General features: G+C 65.1%; 20 protein-coding genes. 8 read left to right on the top strand and 12 right to left on the bottom strand.

Features of this window, described 5'->3' with window-relative positions:
• Positions 1–118: 118 nt before the first annotated feature.
• Genes VKF82_00835 through VKF82_00815 form a run of 5 tightly spaced genes read right to left on the bottom strand, consistent with a single transcriptional unit; the run spans position 119 to position 3,148 of the window.
• On the bottom strand, positions 119–889 hold the full coding sequence (locus VKF82_00835) for a hypothetical protein (GenBank protein HME80599.1): 771 nt from the start codon (positions 887–889) through the stop codon (positions 119–121).
• A gap of 10 nt (positions 890–899) precedes the next feature.
• Entirely contained in the window at positions 900–1,676 is a 777-nt protein-coding gene (locus tag VKF82_00830; protein ID HME80598.1) for a hypothetical protein, read from the bottom strand.
• 1 nt (position 1,677) lies between these two features.
• The gene (locus VKF82_00825; protein HME80597.1) at positions 1,678–2,604 is read right to left on the bottom strand and encodes an ABC transporter ATP-binding protein; all 927 of its coding nucleotides are present in this window, start codon (positions 2,602–2,604) and stop codon (positions 1,678–1,680) included.
• Complete coding sequence (locus tag VKF82_00820) at positions 2,601–3,020, bottom strand: GntR family transcriptional regulator (GenBank protein ID HME80596.1); 420 nt, start codon at positions 3,018–3,020, stop codon at positions 2,601–2,603. Before VKF82_00820 ends, VKF82_00825 begins: the two co-directional genes overlap by 4 nt.
• A 5-nt stretch (positions 3,021–3,025) precedes the next feature.
• Positions 3,026–3,148, bottom strand: a complete 123-nt coding sequence (locus tag VKF82_00815) for a hypothetical protein (protein HME80595.1) — start codon at positions 3,146–3,148, stop codon at positions 3,026–3,028.
• A 138-nt stretch (positions 3,149–3,286) separates the two neighbouring features.
• Here VKF82_00815 and VKF82_00810 point away from each other — a divergent pair, with 138 nt between their 5' ends.
• Both VKF82_00810 and VKF82_00805 read left to right on the top strand, forming a co-directional pair.
• Positions 3,287–4,093, top strand: a complete 807-nt coding sequence (locus VKF82_00810) for a creatininase family protein (GenBank protein ID HME80594.1) — start codon at positions 3,287–3,289, stop codon at positions 4,091–4,093.
• 7 nt (positions 4,094–4,100) lie between these two features.
• Entirely contained in the window at positions 4,101–5,738 is a 1,638-nt protein-coding gene (locus VKF82_00805) for a peptide ABC transporter substrate-binding protein (protein ID HME80593.1), read from the top strand.
• Positions 5,739–5,742: 4 nt separating this feature from the next.
• Here VKF82_00805 and VKF82_00800 read toward each other — a convergent pair whose 3' ends face one another.
• Together VKF82_00800 and VKF82_00795 are read right to left on the bottom strand one after the other, a co-directional pair.
• On the bottom strand, positions 5,743–6,708 hold the full coding sequence (locus tag VKF82_00800; protein ID HME80592.1) for a quinone oxidoreductase: 966 nt from the start codon (positions 6,706–6,708) through the stop codon (positions 5,743–5,745).
• Complete coding sequence (locus VKF82_00795; protein HME80591.1) at positions 6,705–8,507, bottom strand: hypothetical protein; 1,803 nt, start codon at positions 8,505–8,507, stop codon at positions 6,705–6,707. The genes VKF82_00800 and VKF82_00795 overlap by 4 nt, the downstream gene beginning before the upstream one ends.
• Positions 8,508–8,619: 112 nt before the next feature.
• Here VKF82_00795 and VKF82_00790 point away from each other — a divergent pair, with 112 nt between their 5' ends.
• Together VKF82_00790 and VKF82_00785 are read left to right on the top strand one after the other, a co-directional pair.
• Positions 8,620–9,036, top strand: a complete 417-nt coding sequence (locus VKF82_00790) for a DUF1036 domain-containing protein (GenBank protein ID HME80590.1) — start codon at positions 8,620–8,622, stop codon at positions 9,034–9,036.
• An 82-nt stretch (positions 9,037–9,118) separates the two neighbouring features.
• Positions 9,119–9,988 carry an aldo/keto reductase gene (locus VKF82_00785; GenBank protein HME80589.1) on the top strand — a complete coding sequence of 290 codons (870 nt, stop codon included), beginning with the start codon at positions 9,119–9,121 and terminating at the stop codon, positions 9,986–9,988.
• Positions 9,989–10,073: 85 nt separating this feature from the next.
• Here VKF82_00785 and groL read toward each other — a convergent pair whose 3' ends face one another.
• On the bottom strand, positions 10,074–11,720 hold the full coding sequence (gene groL / locus VKF82_00780; GenBank protein HME80588.1) for a chaperonin GroEL: 1,647 nt from the start codon (positions 11,718–11,720) through the stop codon (positions 10,074–10,076).
• A gap of 19 nt (positions 11,721–11,739) precedes the next feature.
• Positions 11,740–12,051 carry a co-chaperone GroES gene (groES, locus tag VKF82_00775; protein HME80587.1) on the bottom strand — a complete coding sequence of 104 codons (312 nt, stop codon included), beginning with the start codon at positions 12,049–12,051 and terminating at the stop codon, positions 11,740–11,742.
• A gap of 216 nt (positions 12,052–12,267) precedes the next feature.
• On the opposite strand from groES, the gene alr reads away from it, so the two are divergent.
• From alr to VKF82_00755, 4 genes are read left to right on the top strand one after another with little or no spacing between them, the layout of a single operon-like run.
• Positions 12,268–13,386, top strand: coding sequence for an alanine racemase (gene alr / locus VKF82_00770; protein ID HME80586.1), 1,119 nt, complete (start codon positions 12,268–12,270; stop codon positions 13,384–13,386).
• On the top strand, positions 13,383–14,606 hold the full coding sequence (locus tag VKF82_00765) for a sodium:proton antiporter (protein ID HME80585.1): 1,224 nt from the start codon (positions 13,383–13,385) through the stop codon (positions 14,604–14,606). Before alr ends, VKF82_00765 begins: the two co-directional genes overlap by 4 nt.
• Positions 14,607–14,638: 32 nt before the next feature.
• Positions 14,639–14,965, top strand: coding sequence for a metalloregulator ArsR/SmtB family transcription factor (locus VKF82_00760; protein HME80584.1), 327 nt, complete (start codon positions 14,639–14,641; stop codon positions 14,963–14,965).
• Positions 14,962–15,402 (top strand): SRPBCC domain-containing protein, encoded by a 441-nt coding sequence (locus VKF82_00755; GenBank protein ID HME80583.1) that lies wholly within the window; start codon positions 14,962–14,964, stop codon positions 15,400–15,402. The genes VKF82_00760 and VKF82_00755 overlap by 4 nt, the downstream gene beginning before the upstream one ends.
• Before the next feature lie 72 nt (positions 15,403–15,474).
• Here the strand turns inward: VKF82_00755 and VKF82_00750 are convergent, their stop codons facing one another.
• From VKF82_00750 to VKF82_00740, 3 genes are read right to left on the bottom strand one after another with little or no spacing between them, the layout of a single operon-like run.
• Complete coding sequence (locus VKF82_00750; protein HME80582.1) at positions 15,475–16,200, bottom strand: zinc-ribbon domain-containing transport protein; 726 nt, start codon at positions 16,198–16,200, stop codon at positions 15,475–15,477.
• A 2-nt stretch (positions 16,201–16,202) separates the two neighbouring features.
• Entirely contained in the window at positions 16,203–16,907 is a 705-nt protein-coding gene (locus VKF82_00745; protein HME80581.1) for an HAD-IA family hydrolase, read from the bottom strand.
• Positions 16,904–17,833 (bottom strand): D-alanine--D-alanine ligase, encoded by a 930-nt coding sequence (locus tag VKF82_00740; GenBank protein HME80580.1) that lies wholly within the window; start codon positions 17,831–17,833, stop codon positions 16,904–16,906. Before VKF82_00740 ends, VKF82_00745 begins: the two co-directional genes overlap by 4 nt.
• Positions 17,834–17,836: the final 3 nt, after the last annotated feature.

Here is a 17,836-nt window from a genome sequence, read left to right as displayed (position 1 = left end):
GACGCGCGGGGGCGTTGCGCCCCCATCGTCTTCGGGGATCTCCTCAAGCGCGAAGTCGACGCGCAGCACGAGCGGGCCGAGCCGCATCTCGAATTTGGTGCCGGCGAGTTGCATGCCCTTATGCCTCCAATCGCCGCCAGCGCAGCGTCGCAATGGTGACGCCGACGAACGCGATCGCGGCCAGCGCGAGCGCGTCGATTGCGACGCCGTACCCGAATGGGTACACGTGGAAGATGTGTTCGTCGAATTCCCAAAACGGGAAGTATGCGATCGGGTTCGGGATGTTGACGATCTGCCAAAGCTTGTGCAGCGGCGGTGTCAGCGGCAGCAGCCCGATGGCGAACAGACCTTGACAGACCGGCCAGAGCGGCCCGGTGACCGCGCCCTGCCAGCTGCCTTTGATGCCTGCGGTGAGCGCCTGCGTCAGGCCGAACATCGCGACAGGAAATGCCGCGAACCGCGCGAGCTTGAGCAGGGCAACGGTGTCAAACGAAGCGTGCACGGGTAACGGCCGCTCGCCGACCAGCGACACGAACAACCACCCCGCCGCGCACGACAGCACGAAGACCGCGAGTGCAGCTGTGATATCGATGGTCAGGATGCCGATCGCCTGCGCGCCGCGCGAGATCGGTTTGGTCCATGTCAGTGGAAGATGTCCATCGTTCTCGATCGACAGACTCGCGCCGAAGACCGAGCCGAAGATCGCCGCGAGGATCGCGGCGCTGTAACCGATCACGGCAAGCACGGTCGCCGGATCGGCCGCGTTGAGCCGGCGGCACTCAGGACACGCCGCGGCAAATCCGATCCAGCCCACCAGCACGAGGGCGATCAGCCCCGCGACCGCGACGATCAGTCCGTTTCGGACGCGCAATAGCTCGACGTAGAACATGTCGTCGCTCCTATGCCTGCAGCCGGCGCCATTGCGCAGCGGCGAGCGCCCAACCGCCGATCGCGATCACCGCGAGCGCGATGCCGCTGGTGAGCCCCGATAACCCGTTCGAGCCGGCACCAGTCATCAGCGAGAACTCCGCCTCGTGGTACTGGACGTATATAAGCGGGTTCACGACGTTGAGCGCCACCATGATGCCGTGCCAGATGGCGGGCAGCGGTAAGGCGTACAAGACCACAAGGACGATGGCGATCAGCCAGACGAGACCCTGTACGCGCGCGCCGCCGCGGGCGCTCGCGCTCAACGCATTCAAAAGACCGTACCAGGCCAGCGGGAACAGCAGGAAGCGCACGATGTTGACGGACACCGCGGTATTGAAGCCCCACGTGATGGGCGAATGCACGACGTCGAGAATGGCCACAAGGGTGACAAAGCCCAGCAATGTTGAGATGATCAGGGCCGCCGAGTCCACGAGCGCGATCGCGGTGGCGTACTGGGTACGGGAGTACGGTTTGGTCCACGCGAGCTCGAGGTGGCCTTCATTCTCTTTTGCGAGCGGCACGCCGAGAACCGTCGCCATGATACCGCCGGCGAGCAGCGCTGCCGTTCCGAGCAGCGCTACGAAGCTGGTGGGACCGCCCGAGGATGGCGTATCGCCGGCCTGGACGCTCACGTGACCGTGCGGCGAGAGGGCGCTGACGAGGATGACGGCGCCGAGGATCATGGCCAGTGAGATCACTAGCCACATCAGGGCCCGGCTGACGGTCACGATCTCTTTATAGTACATCCTAGTTCTCCCGGTTCAGCGTGGCCATCGCGGCGCCGGAATCGTCGCCGACGGCCGCAAGGAAGATGTCTTCGAGATTCTGATTGAGCACGCGCAGGCTCGCCGGCTTTGCGGCATCGATCAGATTGGCCACACCGTTGCCTCCGTCGCGGATGTATGCTCGCAACACGCGTCCTTGGCGCATGACGCGCCGCACGTGCGGATCGCCGTCCAGCGCGGCGATCGCCGGGGCGTCGCCGTCGAACGTCGCTTCGACGACCTTTTCACCGGCGCGCAGCTCCTCGACGTCGCCCGCCAGAAGCACTTTGCCCTTGTGCATGATCGCGACGTGGTCCGCGGCGCGCTCGACCTGTCCGATCTGGTGCGAGCTGAACAGGATCGTCGCGCCGCCGGCCGCCGCGTCGATCATCAGATCGAGCACGTGGCGCTGGTGGACGGGATCCAAGCCGCTCGACGGCTCGTCGAGCACCAGGATGTCGGGCCGGATCGAGAATGCCATCGTCAGCGCGAGCGCGCTCTGCTGGCCCTTGGAAAGCTGCTTTGCCTTCTTCTTCACGTCGAAGGCGAACAGATCCAACAGCATCTGTGCGCGCGCCGCATCGTAGCGGCGGAAGGACCGCTTGGTCATCTCGAGGTGCTCGCGGCCGGTCATCCAGCCGTACAACGCGCTCGTCTCGGGCACGTACGACATGCGCTCGAACAGCTCGGGCCGCAGCCGCTCGCCGTCGAAGCGCACCTCGCCGGCGTCCGGAAACGCCAAGCCGAGCACGCACTTGAAGGTCGTCGTCTTGCCGGCGCCGTTCGTGCCGAGCAACCCGAAGATGGATCCCCGGTTGATCGAAAACGACACGTCGTCGACGGCCAGCGTCCGGCCATAGCGCTTGCTCAGCGCGTGGACGGAGATCATCGGGGTATGTTCGGTTGTCATGATGCTGCGTTCTCCTCTGACGCATGAGTTGGATACCAGCGGTCGAGCGCTCGCTCGAACAAAACTTTCATCTCGTCGCGCGCGAGGCCCATCGATTTGCCCTCGCGGACGGCTTGCACGATTGCCTGGTCGGCGACGTCTGCGACGGCGCGCTTCGCGCCGGCGACGGTACCGGTGCCGGCGATAAACGAGCCCCGGCCGGCCATGGTTTCGATCACGCCGTCGCGCTCGAGCTCTCGATAGGCGCGGGCGACGGTGTTCGGATTGACGATGAGATCAGCTGCGAGCTGTTTGACGGTCGGCAGCTGCTCGTGCGGTGCGAGCACACCGAGCGCAACGGAGCGCTTGACCTGCTCCACGATCTGGAGGTAGATCGGCACTCCGCTGCGCGGGTCGACCGTGAAGATTGCTGGCATCGGACTTAGATCCTCGGCCCCCAACCTGGAAACACGTTGTTGGTGTTGGCGTTGGGCAGGCGAACGAACGGGTGGCTGATATCGTCGATGGTCTGGACGCCGTTGGCGTTGGTTTGGGTCGACAGCATGGTGGGTGTCCTTTCTTATTTACTGTTATACTAGTGAACTAGTACGATATGAGTATAGGTCGCCGAATAATGCTTGTCAATACCAATTTTGTCCCGCGCCTAGGGATTCTGCGCTGCGTGACCCAAACCGGCCAACCTATGGCGATTGAATATCACTACGGCTCTTTGACGTGGCCTCAGGTCAAGGAGGCGGCCGCCGCCCGCAAGGTCGCGGTCGTGCCCGTCGCCGTCCTTGAGGACCACGGGCGCCATCTTCCCATCGACACCGATCTGCTGCTGTGCAACGCCGTCTGCGAGCGCGCGGTCGCCGCGTGCGCCGACCGCGCGGTGCTCGTGCCGGCCATCAATCACGGCTACACACCGCATCACATGGACTTCCCGGGACCCATCACGATCGGCTGGCAGACCTTCATCGCCTACGGTGTGGACGTGTGCCGCAGTCTGGCTCATCACGGCTTCACGCGCATCCTCATCGTCAACGGGCACGGGAGCAACACGCCGTTCGTCGACATCATCGCGCGCCTGACGGTGGTAGAGACTGGAGCGCTGGCAGCAGCGGTCAACTACTGGAACGCGCCCGGCGTGCACGAGGTCGCCGAAGACCTGCGCGAATCGGACAAGATCGGCGGCATGAACCACGCCTGCGAGTTCGAGACCTCGATCTATCTCGCGCTGCGGCCCGACCTGGTCGACATGTCCAAAGCGGTGCGCGAGCTCTCGCACCGCCCGACCGTGAATTACTGGACCGATCTCGTGGGGGGCGACGGACCGCTCGCGATGATGGAGCACTGGAGCGCGCTTTCTGAGAGCGGCGTGATGGGCGACCCGACCGTGGCCAGCGCACAAAAAGGAGAGCGTTTGCTGGCCGCGGCTGCACGTGGTGTCGTCGAGCTCGTCGACGAGATGCGCGCGCGCCCGGATGCCAAGCGGGTGGACCATCATTAGGAATGTAGTGGCGCGATCTTTGACCGCGCTGGTCATCGTCTTGGCGTTCGCAGGCTGCACGAAGATCCAGACGGCGGTGGCACCGCGCGCAGGCGCCGGGAACGCCTGGACGATTCCGGGCACCCTGCGCATCGCCAGCCGGCAAGAGCCCGACAACCTCAATCCGATGCTCGGCACCGAAGTCATCGACAAAGATCTGTCGATGTTCTGGGGCGGCTACCTGTTCAACTGGAGCGATCGCAACGAGCTGGTGCCCGAACTCGCGGCCGAGGTCCCCACGCTCGCCAACGGCGGCGTCTCGAAGGACGGGCTGACGATCACGTATCATCTGCGGCGCGGCGTGAAGTGGCAAGACGGCGCGCCGTTTGGCGCCGACGACGTGATCTTCACTTGGACCCAGCAGCTTAACCCGGACAACCCGGTCATCAGCCGGCTTGGTTTTGACGATATCTCGCGCATCGACAAACTTGACGGCTACACGATCGCCGTGCGGCTCAAGCGCCGCTTCTCGCCGTTCGTCAACATGTTCTTCACGATGAGCAACAACCCGGTCGCGGTGCTGCCCAAGCACCTGCTCGCGAAGTATCACGACTTGACCCGCGTGGCGTTCAACCGGCAGCCGGTGGGCACCGGGCCGTTTCGCGTGGTGGAGTTCGTGCACGGTTCGCACATCACGTTCGAAGCCAACCCGCTGTACTGGCGCGGGCCGCCAAAGCTCAAACGCATCGAGTGGCAGATCGTGGGCAACGACAACACCATCCTCACGCTGCTGGAATCGCACGGCATCGATTTCTACTATCGCGCGACCGAAGGGCTGGCGCCGAGCCTTCGCAGCATTCCCGGCACGCGCGTCATCATCTATCCGTTCACGCAGTTCGCGGACATCGGCATCAACGCGTCGCATCCGCCGCTGGACGACGTGCGCGTCCGCCAAGCCCTCGCCTACGCCACCGACCGGACGGAGCTCATCGACAAGGTCAGCCACGGCATCGACGCGCTGGGCGACACCGATCAGCCGAGTTTTTTCTGGGCGCACGACGACAACGCCATGAAGTATCCGTACGATCCCACACGCGCCGCCGCGCTGCTCGATGACGCGGGCTGGAAGCGTGGCGCCGACGGCATGCGCTACAAAGAGGGAAAACCGCTGCAGCTGCAGATGACCGGGTTCACCGGTTCGTCGACGGTGAGCGGAGCGCAGGTCGTGATCCAGCAGCAATGGCGCGCGCTCGGCGTCGACATCCAGATCAAGGATTGGCCGTCAAATGAGCTCTACGCGACGCTCGCCAACGGCGGCGTCGAGCAGAGCGGGAAGTACGACGTCGCATACGAGGAGTGGGCCAACGGAATCGATCCTGATGAGTCGATATTGGTGACCTGCACGATGGCGCCGCCCGCGGGCTGGAACATCTACCATTTCTGCAGTAAGCGCCTCGACGCCGCGGAGGCCGATGCGCTCACGACGTACGATCAGGCGCGGCGCAAAGCCGACTACGCGGTCGTGCAGGAGGAGATGACGCGCGAATTGCCGTTCATCATCATCTGGTACGTACGGCGCATGGACGTCATCAACACGGACTTCCACGACTACAAGCCGGCGCACGCCGTCACGCCGTTCTGGAACACGTGGGAATGGTCGATCTGACGACTTAGGGGACGAGGATCAGTTTGCCGGTCGTCTTGCGTGCTTCGAGGTCGCGGTGCGCCTGCGCCGCGTCCGCGAGTTTGTAGACATGGCCGATGCGCACGTGCAGTTCGCCGCGCTCGATCATGCCGAACACGTCGTCAGCTCGCGTGCGCAGCTCCTCGGGCGTCGCGACATAATCGACCAACGTCGGGCGGGTCAAGAATAGCGAGCCCTTGACCAAGCGCAGCGGCTCGATCGCCGGCGCTTTGCCGCTGGACTGACCATAACTGACCATCATCCCGCGCGGGCGCAGGCAGTCTAACCCTTTCTCGAACGTCGTCTTCCCGACCGAGTCGTAGACGACGTGCACGCCGGCGTTGGAGGTCAAGCGTTTGACCTCGGTCTCGAAATCCTGGCGCGTGTAGAGGATGACCTCGTCCGCGCCGGCTTCGCGCGCGAGCGCGGCCTTCTCGTCGGTCGAGACGGTGCCGAAAACGCGCGCCCCGATGCGGTGGGCCATCTGCGTGAGCAGCAGCCCGACGCCTCCCGCCGCCGCGTGCACCAGCGCCGCGTCGCCTTTTCGAAGCGCATAGGTGGAACGAGTGAGGTAGTGCGCCGTCATGCCTTGCAGCAGGACCGCCGCTGCGGTCTGATCGTCGATATCATTCGGAACCTTGACGAGTTTGTCGACCGGCGCGACCACGTAACCGGCGTACGCACCGCGCACGTTCCAAAACGCCACGCGGTCGCCGACGCTCGCGCCGGACGTGCCCGGTGCGATCGCTTCGACCCGTCCTGCACCCTCGTTGCCCGCGATGAAGGGCAGCGTCCCGGGGTACAGGCCCATGCGCTGATAGATGTCGATGAAGTTGACGCCGATCGCGGTCATGCGCACGAGCGCCTCGTCCGGCCCCGGCGTCGGGATCGGCATGTCCTTGTGCGTGAGCGCTTCTGGACCGCCGTACGCGTTGATGACGATGGCGTTCATGTGCTTCTCCCCAGGGCGGCGCGCAATTGCGCCACCTCGCGCGCCAACGCTTCGTTCTCCTGCCGCAGCTGCTCGGCGGCCACGTGTTCGTACCCGGCCCGCGCGCCCTCGGCCAAGCCTTCTAACGCGCGGACCTCGTCGGGATCGAGATCCTCGCCGCTGGCGTGCGCGCCATAGAGCGCCACCGCGACGAGCGCGTTGTGGATGACGACTGGCACGGCGAGCACTGGGCTGGCGGCATCCGATGGCAGGTCAGGCCGCTGCCAACGCAAATCGAAGATGCGCACCGGCGTCATCTCCGACTCCAGCACGAGCACGAGACGGTCTTCGTCGTCGAGCTTCAAGGCAGTGCCGGGGCCCCAGCCGGTCGCCGATCGGCGGACGTAGCCCGCGCCATCGTCGGCCTTGCGGAACACGGCGGCCGATGCGAGCGTGAGAGCGCCGACCGGTTCGCTTTGCAGCAAGTCGTCGACCGTGTCGATCGAGCTCGCGTTGGGCAGCGCCTTGCCGACGCGCCGCAGTCGCTCTACGGCCTCGTGGCGCTGGCGGAAGAAGACGCGTTCGGTGAAGTTCTCCAAGCGCTTGTCGAGAACGGCTAGATAATAGCTGAGGAGCACCGCGACGACGATTTCGACCGCCGTCGCGAGCTTGCTCGCGAGCAAGACCTGTCCGACGAGGTAATCGATAAGCGAGAAGATCAGCACGATGAGCGCTGTCAGGATGCCATATGTCAACGCGCGGTTGATCACAAAGCGCACGTCGAACATCCGGTGGCGGATGACCGCATAGGCGACTGCAAGCGGCAGCGCCACGCTGAACAGCAGCAGCAGCGACTGCCCGACGACGGGAACCTCGAAGGGCGCATTGCTGTAGACCAGCACGTCAGCCGTGAAGATGCCGACCACGCCGGCCAGCAACCCGATGACCACCCATATGATGCGCTGACGGACCTCGCCTGGCGACCTTGCATACGTATCCAGCAGCGCGGCCACAGCCAGCGCGAGGATCGCGCCGCGCAGCGCTAAGCTCAAGGTCTGCACGGTCTCGGCTTTCAGACCGAGCGCGAGGTTCGCGTAGTCGGGGTACACCGTCAGCGCCGCACAGACGACGAAGAGGTACGGGATGCTCCGCTCCAGCCAGCGGCGCCACCCCTCCCTGTCATCGTTGGCAAAATGCAAGCCGAACATCAGCAGACCGACCACGCCGCCGCTGATGAAGATGTCGTCGAGCACGGTTGTCGCTATGTTCGACGCCGCCGACGGATAGCGCGACAGGCTGACGAAGAACGTCTGCGGATTCAAGCCGACGCAGAAGAGATAGAAGCCCCACGTCGCCGGTCCTGGCCGCAACAGCACGAGCGACGCACCGATGACAAGAAACGCCAGAGTCGCGAGGCGGCGCAAGACGAGGGCCAGCTGATACGGCCGGGGGTATGCCAGCGGCGCGGACGTCAGCGCGATCGCGCTCGGCCCTGAGGCGCGCGCGATCCACAGCGTGATGGTGGTCCCGACCGGGACGTTCGACTTGGCCGGCAGCACAAGGTTGCGAGCCTCCTTCGAGGTGAGATGGAGGTCGATAAGGTCGCCCTGCAGCAAGCCCGCTCGGGCGGCAGGCAAGTCAGCGGTGACGCCTTTGATGCGACCGTCGTAGTCGGCACGCATACCAAACGTCCCGGGCGGGTGTACCAGGTAGGCGAGATTCGCCAACGACATGCCGATAACCCAACTAGCGAGCAGGGCGACCGCACCGAAGCGTGCGATCGTTCCAACCGCAGAGGGCCGTTGCGTTGCAGCGTCCATATCGTGAACGTCCGCTTCGCTGGCGAGCCGGGTCGGCACTCTCGCCGCGGTGTAACAAGCGGTCGGGTACGCTGGTCGTACGGCTAGCACGCAGTAAAGGAGAGGCTGCTCGATGAGGAAATACGCGCTGTTCTTCGCGGCCGCGCTGGCATTGACGGTGGCCGCAGCGCTGCACCCGGTGCCCGCGCAAGCGAGCTTCAAGGTCTGCAATGATTATAAGGAGCACATCAGCTCGGCGGTCGCCTACTACTCGGCGGAGTACGACTACTTCATCTCCGAGGGCTGGTGGTCGCTCGATCCCGGCCAGTGCAAGACGGCGATGGCCGGCGATCTCAAAGTGAAGTACGTCTACGTGTACGCGATGAACGACAACAATTCGTGGGAGTGGGGCGGCGACTACAAGATGTGCGTCAACCCCGATGACCCGTTCACGCTCTACAACGCGCAGAACAAATGCCCGTTCGTCTACAAGAGCTTCCGCGAGGTGGACACGGGCGAATCCAACACGTTCACCTACACGTTCAAATGAATCGGGCCCGGCTCTCCGGGCAATCTCAGCTTTGACGCAGCGCGAACGAACCGGGGTCCTCCGCAGGGACCCCGGTTTTCGCTTGCAGAACGCGACCGCGTTGCGCACCAGCACGTTCGGTCCGCTCAAAACAAACGTTCCGGTCATCGGCCAGGGGACGTGGCAGATGCACGCCGCCGGTGCGCGCGCCGCAGGGGCGGTCAATGCGCTTGCGTTGGGCATCGAGCTCGGCATGACCCATATCGATACCGCCGAGATGTACGGCGACGGGCGCGCCGAGGAGATCGTCGGCGATGCGATCGCCGGCAAACCGCGTAAAGACCTATTCGTCGTCTCCAAGGTCCTGCCGCAGAACGCAAGCTACGACGGCACGCTGCGGGCGTGCCGCCGGTCGCTGAAGCGGCTGCGCACCGACTACCTCGACGTCTATCTGCTCCATTGGCGCGGGCGCCACCCATTGGAAGAGACGATGTCCGCCTTCGAGCGCCTCGTCGACGAGGGCCTGATCCGGGCGCTCGGCGTGAGCAATTTCGATGTCGACGATATGGAAGAGGCGCGCGCGGCGCTGACCCGTCATCCGCTGGCCTGCAACCAGGTGCTGTATCACCTCGAGGAGCGCAGCATCGAGCATCGGGTGCTCCCGTACTGCCAATCGAACGACATCGCGCTGGTCGCATACAGCCCGTTCGGGCATGGCGATTTCGGAACCGGCTCGTCGAAGGGCGCGCAGGCGCTTGCTGCGATCGGGCAGCGCCACGGCGCCACCCCGCGCCAAGTGGCGCTCGCGTTTCTCACGCGCCATCCCGATTCGTTCACGATCCCCAAAGCCGAGCGCCAAGATCACGTCCGCGAGAACGCGGGCGCCGGCGACCTGACGCTCACACGCGACGATATCGCGGCGATCGATGCGGCGTTTCCGCTCGGCCGCAACGCCGGGTTGCCTACGCTCTGATGTTCATAGGCGGGATAGAAAACGGCCCGGCGGTGATCCGCCGGGCCTTTCTTGTCGTGTGGAGCGGTCGAATGTATTCGACCGTCTACATCATGTCGTAACCGCCCATGCCGCCGCCGCCGCCAGGCATCGAGCCGTTCTTCTTCTCCTCGGGCTTCTCGGAGATGAGCGTCTCGGTGGTGAGCAGCAGCGCGCCGATCGAGGCGGCGTTCTCAAGCGCGGAGCGCGTGACCTTGAGCGGGTCCACGATGCCGAACTTGAACATGTCGCCGTACTCGCCGGTCATGGCGTCAAAGCCCTCGTCGGCCTTGAGCGTCTTGACCTTTTGGACGACGACCGAACCCTCGAAGCCCGCGTTCTCGGCGATCTGCCGCAGCGGATCCTCGAGCGCGCGACGGATGATGTTCATTCCGACCGCCTCATCGCTGGCCTGGCCGTTGCCGCCCTTGAGCCCGTCGAGCGCCTTGATCGCGTGCACGAGCGACGCGCCGCCGCCAGCCAGCATGCCCTCTTCCACGGCCGCGCGGGCGGTGGAGACGGCATCCTCCATGCGATGCTTCTTCTCTTTGAGCTCGGTCTCGGTGGCTGCGCCGACCTGGATGACTGCGACGCCGCCCGACAGCTTGGCGAGCCGCTCTTGCAGCTTCTCGCGGTCGAAGTCGGAGTCGGTGTCTTCGATCTGACGCTTGATCTGCTCGATGCGTCCTTTGATCTCTTCCTTCTTGCCCGCGCCGTCGATGACCGTGGTCTCGTCCTTGGTCACTTTGACCGTGCGCGCCTTGCCGAGCTCGTTGATCGTGACCTTGTCGAGCTTGAGGCCGAGCTCTTCGGAGATGACGGTGCCGCCGGTGAGCACGGCGATGTCCTTGAGCATCTCCTTGCGGCGGTCGCCGAAGCCCGGCGCCTTGACCGCGACGCACGTGAACGTGCCGCGCAGCTTGTTCACCACCAGCGTCGCGAGCGCTTCGCCCTCGACGTCTTCGGCGATGATGAGCAGCGGCTTTTGGACCTGCACCACTTTTTCGAGCAGCGGCAGGATGTCAGCGATCGCCGAGATCTTGCGCTCGGTGATCAGGATGTAGGGTTCGCTCAAGCCCGCTTCCATGCGCTCGGGATCGGTGACCATGTACGGCGAGATGTAACCTTTGTCGAACTGCATGCCTTCCTTCAGCTCGAGCTCGGTCTTGGTCGAACGCGATTCCTCGACCGTGATCACGCCGTCTTTGCCGACCTTCTCCATCGCCTCGGCGATGACCGCGCCGATGGCTTTGTCCTTGGCCGAGATGGTCGCGACTTGCTGGATGTCCTCGTTGGTCTTCACTTGGCGCGCCATCTTCTTGAGCGCCTCGACGGCCGTCTCGACCGCCTTCTCGATGCCGGCCTTGATGCCCAGCGGGTTCGAGCCGGCCGCGACATTGCGCAGACCTTCGCGGATGATCGCCTGCGCGAGCACCGTCGCCGTGGTCGTGCCGTCGCCGGCGATGTCGTTGGTCTTGGACGCGACTTCCTTGACAAGCTGAGCGCCCATGTTCTCGAAGTGGTTGGGCAGCTCGATCTCTTTGGCGATGGTCACGCCGTCGTTGGTGATCGTCGGCGAGCCGAACTTCTTGTCCAGCACGACGTACCGGCCTTTCGGGCCGAGCGTCACCTTCACGGCGTCGGCGAGAGCGTTCGCGCCGCGCTCGAGGGCGCGCCGAGCGTTCTCGTCAAACAGCAGTTCTTTAGCAGCCATGATGTTTTCGTGTTTCTCCTTAGCGCTTCACAACAGCGAGAACGTCTTTCTCACTGACGATGAGGTAGTCTTTACCGTCGAGCTTGATCTCTGAGCCCGAATACTTCGAATAGATCACGCGATCGTTGATCTTCAGGTCCATCGGGATGACGTCGCCCTTATCGGTGCGGCGCCCCGGTCCGACGAACATCACGATGCCTTCTTGCGGCTTTTCCTTGACGGTGTCAGGCAGGATCACGCCGCCGGCAGACGCTTGCGCCTGTTCGACGGCTTCGATGACGACGCGGTCGCCAAGCGGTTTAAGTTCGAGTTTCGACGCAGTAGCGGGCACGGGATGACCTCCTGCAGACGTGGGCTGGGTCCGGATGGATGCCGGCGCGAACCCCAAGCGGGGCGTGTGCACGCCGGCGTGAAACTCTGGACCTCTAGGATACGCCCCGGACGGGGCTGTTCTGTTGAATTAGCAGTCTTAGCACTTGAGTGCTAACCCCAGTATAGCGGGAGGTTCAGGCTTTGACAAGTGGTTCCTGCCCCTACGGCGGCGCCCGTGCCTGAGGCCGCTTCCTGGGTCGAAATCGACCTTGCGACCCTTGTCGCGAACGCCCGCGCGCTTGCCGCCAAGGCCGCCCCGGCCATCCTCTGCGCGGTGGTCAAATCCAACGCCTACGGGCACGGGTTAGTGCCGGTGGCGGCGGCGCTCGCGGGGTCAGGTATCGCGGGCCTCCGGCTGGCGGTGTTCGCGGCCGGCGAGGCGTTCGCGCTGCGCGCGGCAGGCATCGAGCTGCCGATCCTCGTGGTCGGTCCGGTGGCGGACGCCGACCTTGCACGAGCGGCGCAGCAGCGGCTCGAGCTCGCGCTGCTCGACGAGCGCATGATGGAGCCGTTCGCCCGGGCGCGGGTCGCGGCACACCTGAAGGTCGACACCGGCACCAGCCGCTTCGGCGTTCCTTACGATCGCGCGGCGGATGTGCTCGCACGCTGCGCGCAGCTCGGCGTGGACGTCGTAGGCATCTACTCGCACCTTGCGAGCGCTGAAGACATCGACACCGCGTTCGCCACACAGCAGGTGAAGAGACTCTCCGATGTAACGGTCGAATTTATTCGACCGTCGGACGGTCGAACAGGTTCGACCGCTCCAGCACCGCTGCTGCACATCGCGGCCTCCGCGGCGGCGATGATGTGGCCGCAAAGCCGGCTCGACATGGTGCGCTGCGGTATCGCCGTGTACGGGGCGTGGCCGTCGGCTGAGGTGGAAGCGGTGATGGCTGGGCTCGATCCAAGCTTCACGCTGCGTCCGGCGCTGCGCTGGTTCGCGCCGATCGCGCAAGTGCGCGAGGTGCCCGCGGGCGAGAGCGTCGGATATAGCCGGACGTTCGTCGCCGCGCGCGACTCGCACATCGCGGTGCTGCCGGTCGGCTACGCCGACGGCCTGCCGCGCGCCGCCGGAGGCGGGCGCATGCGCGTGCGCATCGGCGATGCCCGCGCGCCGATCGCCGGTCGCGTCGCCATGAACGCGTGCATGATCGACGTCAGTGACGTGAGACCGCGGCCTCAGCCCGGCGACCGCGTCGAGTTCGAGATCGAGGCGCTCGCCAAAGCGGCGAACACGATCAACTACGAGATCCTGGCGCGACTGCCGGCGCATCTGGAGCGCCGCTATACGTGATCGCCGGACACGGCTTGCAGCTCGCACTGCTGCTCGGCATCGTCGTCAACATCACGATCGTGACGCGGCGCCTGCGCATACCCTACACGGTCGGTCTTGTGATCGCCGGCCTGGTGGGCGTGCTGCTGCCGGCGCACCAGATGCTGTCGCTCACGCCCGAGCTTGTGCTGTTCGTGTTTCTTCCGCCGCTGCTGTTCGCCGCCGGGCTTGGCATCAGCGTGCCGGACCTTCGGGAGAATTGGATTCCCATCACGTTGCTGGCGACCATCGGCGTGCTGCTCGGCATCGCGATCTCGTACGTCATGCTCCATTTCGGCGCCGGATTTTCGACGCGCGACGCAGTGCTCTTCGGCGCGATGGTCGCGGCCACGGATCCGGTCGCGGTCATCGCTATATTCAAGACGCTGCGCGTCAACCAAGGGCTGGCCTCCATCGTGGAGGGCGAAAGCATGTTCAACGACGGCACATCGGTCGTCATGTTCAGCGCGTTGCTGGCTGCCACAGCGGGCACGGGATCGTCGATCGATTTCGGCGTCGCGCTCGGCCAGTTCGTCCTCGTGACGGCGGGCGGCTTGCTCGTCGGGCTCGGTTTCGGCGGTCTCGCCCTGTTCGCGATCCGCTGGATCCGGGAAGATCCACTGCACGTGGCGGTCATCAGCGTGGCCGCGGCGTACGGCTCGTATTTCGTGGCTGACGATCTGCACGTCTCGGGCATTTTCGCCGTGATTTCAGCGGCGCTCGTGTTGGCGGGCGCGCGAGGCCTGGGGGCGCTGCCGGTCGCAGAGCGCGAGATCGTGACGAACTTCTGGTCGGTGGTCGCATTCATGGCCGAGACGCTGCTCTTCTTGCTCATCGGAACGTCGATCGACCTCGGCGCGCTCGTCGCCGCATGGCCGTATGCGATCTGGGCGATCGCAGCGGTCCTCATCGGGCGGCCGGTGATCGTCTACGGCCTCGCGCCGGTGTCCGCGCTGCTCGGGCGGCCGCTGCCGCAGTCCTGGCTCCACGCGATCACGCTGTCCGGCATGCGCGGCGCGCTTTCGATGGCCTTGGTGCTGAGCTTGCCGGCGGGCTTCCCGGATCGCGCCCTCCTCGTCCCGATGGTGTTCTCGGTCGTGCTGTTCACCATCATCGTGCAGGGCATCGCGCTGGAACCGTTGCTCAAGCGGCTTAGCCTGATGGCACCGGACCCCGCGACCGCCTCTGCGGAACAGGCTTGACGGAGCGCTGCGTTAGTGGTATCTTACCGTTAGTGCAAACTTACGAACGAATCCTCGATGCACTCGGCGACGCGACGCGGCGCGCGATCCTCGATATGCTGAGGTCTGGCGCGCGCCCCGTCGGGGAGCTCGCGAAACGCTTGCCGGTGAGCCGGCCGGCGGTCTCGCAACACCTCAAGATCCTCAAGAAGGCTGGGCTCGTGACGGACAGGCGCAATGGCACGCAACGGCTCTATCGGCTCGACGCCGATGGGTTGGCCGGACTGCGCGCGTATTTGGACTACTTCTGGAGCGCGGCCCTTGGCAACCTCAAAGCGGTCGCCGAAAGCGACCACCGCACCCGCAGGAGAAAGCAATGATCAAGAACGACACGCAGCAATTCGTGGTGGATCAGACGGTTCGCGTCGAAGCTCCGCAAGAAGCAGTGTTCGAATTGGTGAGCGACCCGAAGCAGATGAAGCGCTGGCAGCCCATCCACTTTTTCGAAGCGCGCCTCGGCGGCAAGTACAAGTTCGCAAAGGGTGAGTGGTCCGCCGTGGGTGAGATCGTCGAGTTCGATCCGCCGCGCTCGGTGGCGTACACGTGGGATTGGGAGAACAAGCCGATCGGCGCGCGCACGGTCGTCAAGATCGAGCTGACAAAAGACGGCACGGGCACGCTCGTCCGCCTCACGCACACGGGCTTTGTCGATGCCGAGTGGGCGCAGGACCATGGCAAGGGCTGGGGCTACTACCTGGGCCGGCTCAAGACCGTCGCCGAGGGTGGCGATCCCGGTCCCGACAGCGCACCGATGTAGTCATAAGACGCAGCCGGTTTGGACATGGTAAGGCGCACCGGGAGACCGGTGCGCCTTCGTGTGCGCCTTGGCTTAGGTGTAGGGAGACGCGCTAAGCCGGTCGATCTGCCAGTACGATCCCGTACCGGTCAGCGGCGTGTTGCAGTACGGGCACACCGCGACGCCTGGGTCAACGGGCGCGCCGCAGGACGGACAGTGCGATGGCGCGCCGGCGCCGACGGCTTTCGGAGTCGTCGTCCCCGCCGGGCGCACGAACACCGCGAACTCGGTGAACAAGGCAGGCTGGGTGGATCCGTCGGTGACGACGCGGTTCGCTTCGTCCTGGCTGTAACGGGTCGCCTGGCCGGTGAACCTGACCGTGATAAGCTGTTGCAGCCCATCGACCGACACCTTGAACGTCATCGGGGAATCCAATTTCACGCCGCTCACGTGGCGCACGATTCCGGCGCTTTGCCACTGCGTCACGCACTGCGCGAGCTGATCCGTGAAATGTGCCGTCGCGCGATCGCCGAGCTCCGAGGGATTCATGTCGTTCTCGGCTTGCAGTGCTGCAAGGTACGTCTTGGTCGCCTGCTCGAGAAACGCGACTTCTGAGAAATCCGGATCGATCGTGGACAGCGAGGCGATCTGCGCTTTGGCCTGCTGCCACATGGGGGTGGACGGCGCCGATGGGGTCGCCGCGTCGGTGGCAGCGCCGAACGCATCGGGCGGGACGTCTATGCTATCGCTCGTCCATGCACGTACGGTCTCGCTTGCATTGCCGCTGACCAGCCAGGCTAGGAAATTGAGCAGTCCCATCTCTACATCGCTTCGTCGACGGCGGCGCCGCGCGCGTCATCGCGGTGCCAGCTTTCTAGTATATCGGCCGCTTCTTCGGGGGTGCGCGCGTACGCGTCCGGTTCCCACTGCGCGAACGTTTCTGCCGGGACCGGGCGCCACAGCGCGGCCACGGCACGCACACCCGCGCCGCGCGCGGCCTCGATATCGAGCGGCGTGTCGCCCACGTATGCGCATTCCGCGCCTTCGGCGTCGAACGCCGCCAGCGCGTAGATGAGCGGTTCGCTCTCAGGCTTGTGCCGCAAGGTATCTTCCTTGGCGACTACTACTTCGAACGGCCGGTCAAGGTGACATAGGGTCAGGCCCCGCAGCGCCGTGTCCCTCAATTTAGACGTCACCACGCCGAGCCGTAGTCCCGCGTTCTTGAGCCGGTGGACCAAACGGGCGACCCCGGCCATCTGCCGCACGCTTGCGTCGTGCCGCTCGAGGTTGTGCGCGATGTAGGTTTTCATAGCGCGCTCGAGGTCGTCGCCGTCGAAATAGCGGCGCAGCGTATCGCGCAGCGGCATGCCCAGATCCGCCTTGATCTGGTCGTGCGACATCACCCGCCCAAGCTTGCGATAGGTGTGGTCGAACGAGGCGACGATAAGCTCGGTGCTGTCTATCAAAGTCCCATCAAGATCGAACAGCACGACCCGCAGCCGCGGCAGCGCTCGGCGCGACGTCACGATGCGCGCACCCCGCCGCGCGACAGCGCGGCCTGGACGAGCCGCTCGATGAGCGCCGCGTACCCGATTCCGGCTGCGGCAGCGGCCTCGGGGAAGAGGCTGAGGGGCGTCAATCCCGGCAGCGTGTTGCACTCCAACACATACATCGAATTGGTGACCGACATCAAGACGTCGACGCGCGAGTAGTCGCGACAGCCCAGCGCGCGATGCAGGCGAAGGGCGTGCTCCTGCATGCGCTGCGCCAGATGCTCGGCGATGGTCGCGGGCACGACGTGCGTGCTCGCGCCGGCCGTGTACTTGGCGTGATAGGTGTAGAAGTCGTCGTGCGGCGTGATCTCGACGACCGGCAGTGCGCGCTCGTCCAGGACCGCGACGGTGAATTCGCGGCCCTCGATGTACTCTTCGACGAGGATCGCCGTGCCGAAGCTGCTCGCCTCGCAGACGGCGTCCGCCCACTGCTCCGCGAAATGCACGATACTGACGCCCACTGCAGAACCTTGCGCCGCCGGCTTGACGACGCAGGGCAGGCCCGGCATGTCAGGAATGCGGTCGGCCTCGCCGGCCGCGACGTCCAACCGAACCCCTCGAGGCACCGGGATGTCGAGCGTGCGGGCGAGCGCCTTGGTGATCCACTTGTCCATCGCGATCGCGCTAGCACGCACGCCGGATCCCTGATATGGGATGCGCAGCCAGTCGAGGATCGCCTGGAGTGTGCCGTCTTCGCCGGTGCCGCCGTGCAGCGCATTGAACACGGCGTCGGGGCGAGCCTCCCGCAGTGCGTCGGCGAGGCGCTCGTCGAAATCCAGCTGCACGGTGGGATACATCAGCTCATCCAACGCCGCCACGACGCCGGCACCGGTCTGCCGGCTGATCTCGCGTTCCGCCGAGTCACCGCCCATCACGACCGCGATCTTGGGCCGCGTCATCGT

The organism is Candidatus Eremiobacteraceae bacterium, assembly GCA_035314825.1.
Taxonomy (GTDB): Bacteria; Vulcanimicrobiota; Vulcanimicrobiia; order Eremiobacterales; family Eremiobacteraceae; genus JAFAHD01.
This window is presented reverse-complemented; position numbering and strand designations above follow the sequence as displayed.

Coding starts and splice junctions, on each gene's coding strand:
- VKF82_00740 (HME80580.1), bottom strand. CDS start 17,833: ATGACGCGGCCCAAGATCGCGGTCGTGATGGGCGGTGACTCGGCGGAA.
- VKF82_00810 (HME80594.1), top strand. CDS start 3,287: ATGGCGATTGAATATCACTACGGCTCTTTGACGTGGCCTCAGGTCAAG.
- VKF82_00790 (HME80590.1), top strand. CDS start 8,620: ATGAGGAAATACGCGCTGTTCTTCGCGGCCGCGCTGGCATTGACGGTG.
- groL (HME80588.1), bottom strand. CDS start 11,720: ATGGCTGCTAAAGAACTGCTGTTTGACGAGAACGCTCGGCGCGCCCTC.
- VKF82_00825 (HME80597.1), bottom strand. CDS start 2,604: ATGACAACCGAACATACCCCGATGATCTCCGTCCACGCGCTGAGCAAG.
- VKF82_00755 (HME80583.1), top strand. CDS start 14,962: ATGATCAAGAACGACACGCAGCAATTCGTGGTGGATCAGACGGTTCGC.
- VKF82_00820 (HME80596.1), bottom strand. CDS start 3,020: ATGCCAGCAATCTTCACGGTCGACCCGCGCAGCGGAGTGCCGATCTAC.
- VKF82_00830 (HME80598.1), bottom strand. CDS start 1,676: ATGTACTATAAAGAGATCGTGACCGTCAGCCGGGCCCTGATGTGGCTA.
- VKF82_00800 (HME80592.1), bottom strand. CDS start 6,708: ATGAACGCCATCGTCATCAACGCGTACGGCGGTCCAGAAGCGCTCACG.
- VKF82_00815 (HME80595.1), bottom strand. CDS start 3,148: ATGCTGTCGACCCAAACCAACGCCAACGGCGTCCAGACCATCGACGAT.
- VKF82_00750 (HME80582.1), bottom strand. CDS start 16,200: ATGGGACTGCTCAATTTCCTAGCCTGGCTGGTCAGCGGCAATGCAAGC.
- VKF82_00795 (HME80591.1), bottom strand. CDS start 8,507: ATGGACGCTGCAACGCAACGGCCCTCTGCGGTTGGAACGATCGCACGC.
- VKF82_00835 (HME80599.1), bottom strand. CDS start 889: ATGTTCTACGTCGAGCTATTGCGCGTCCGAAACGGACTGATCGTCGCG.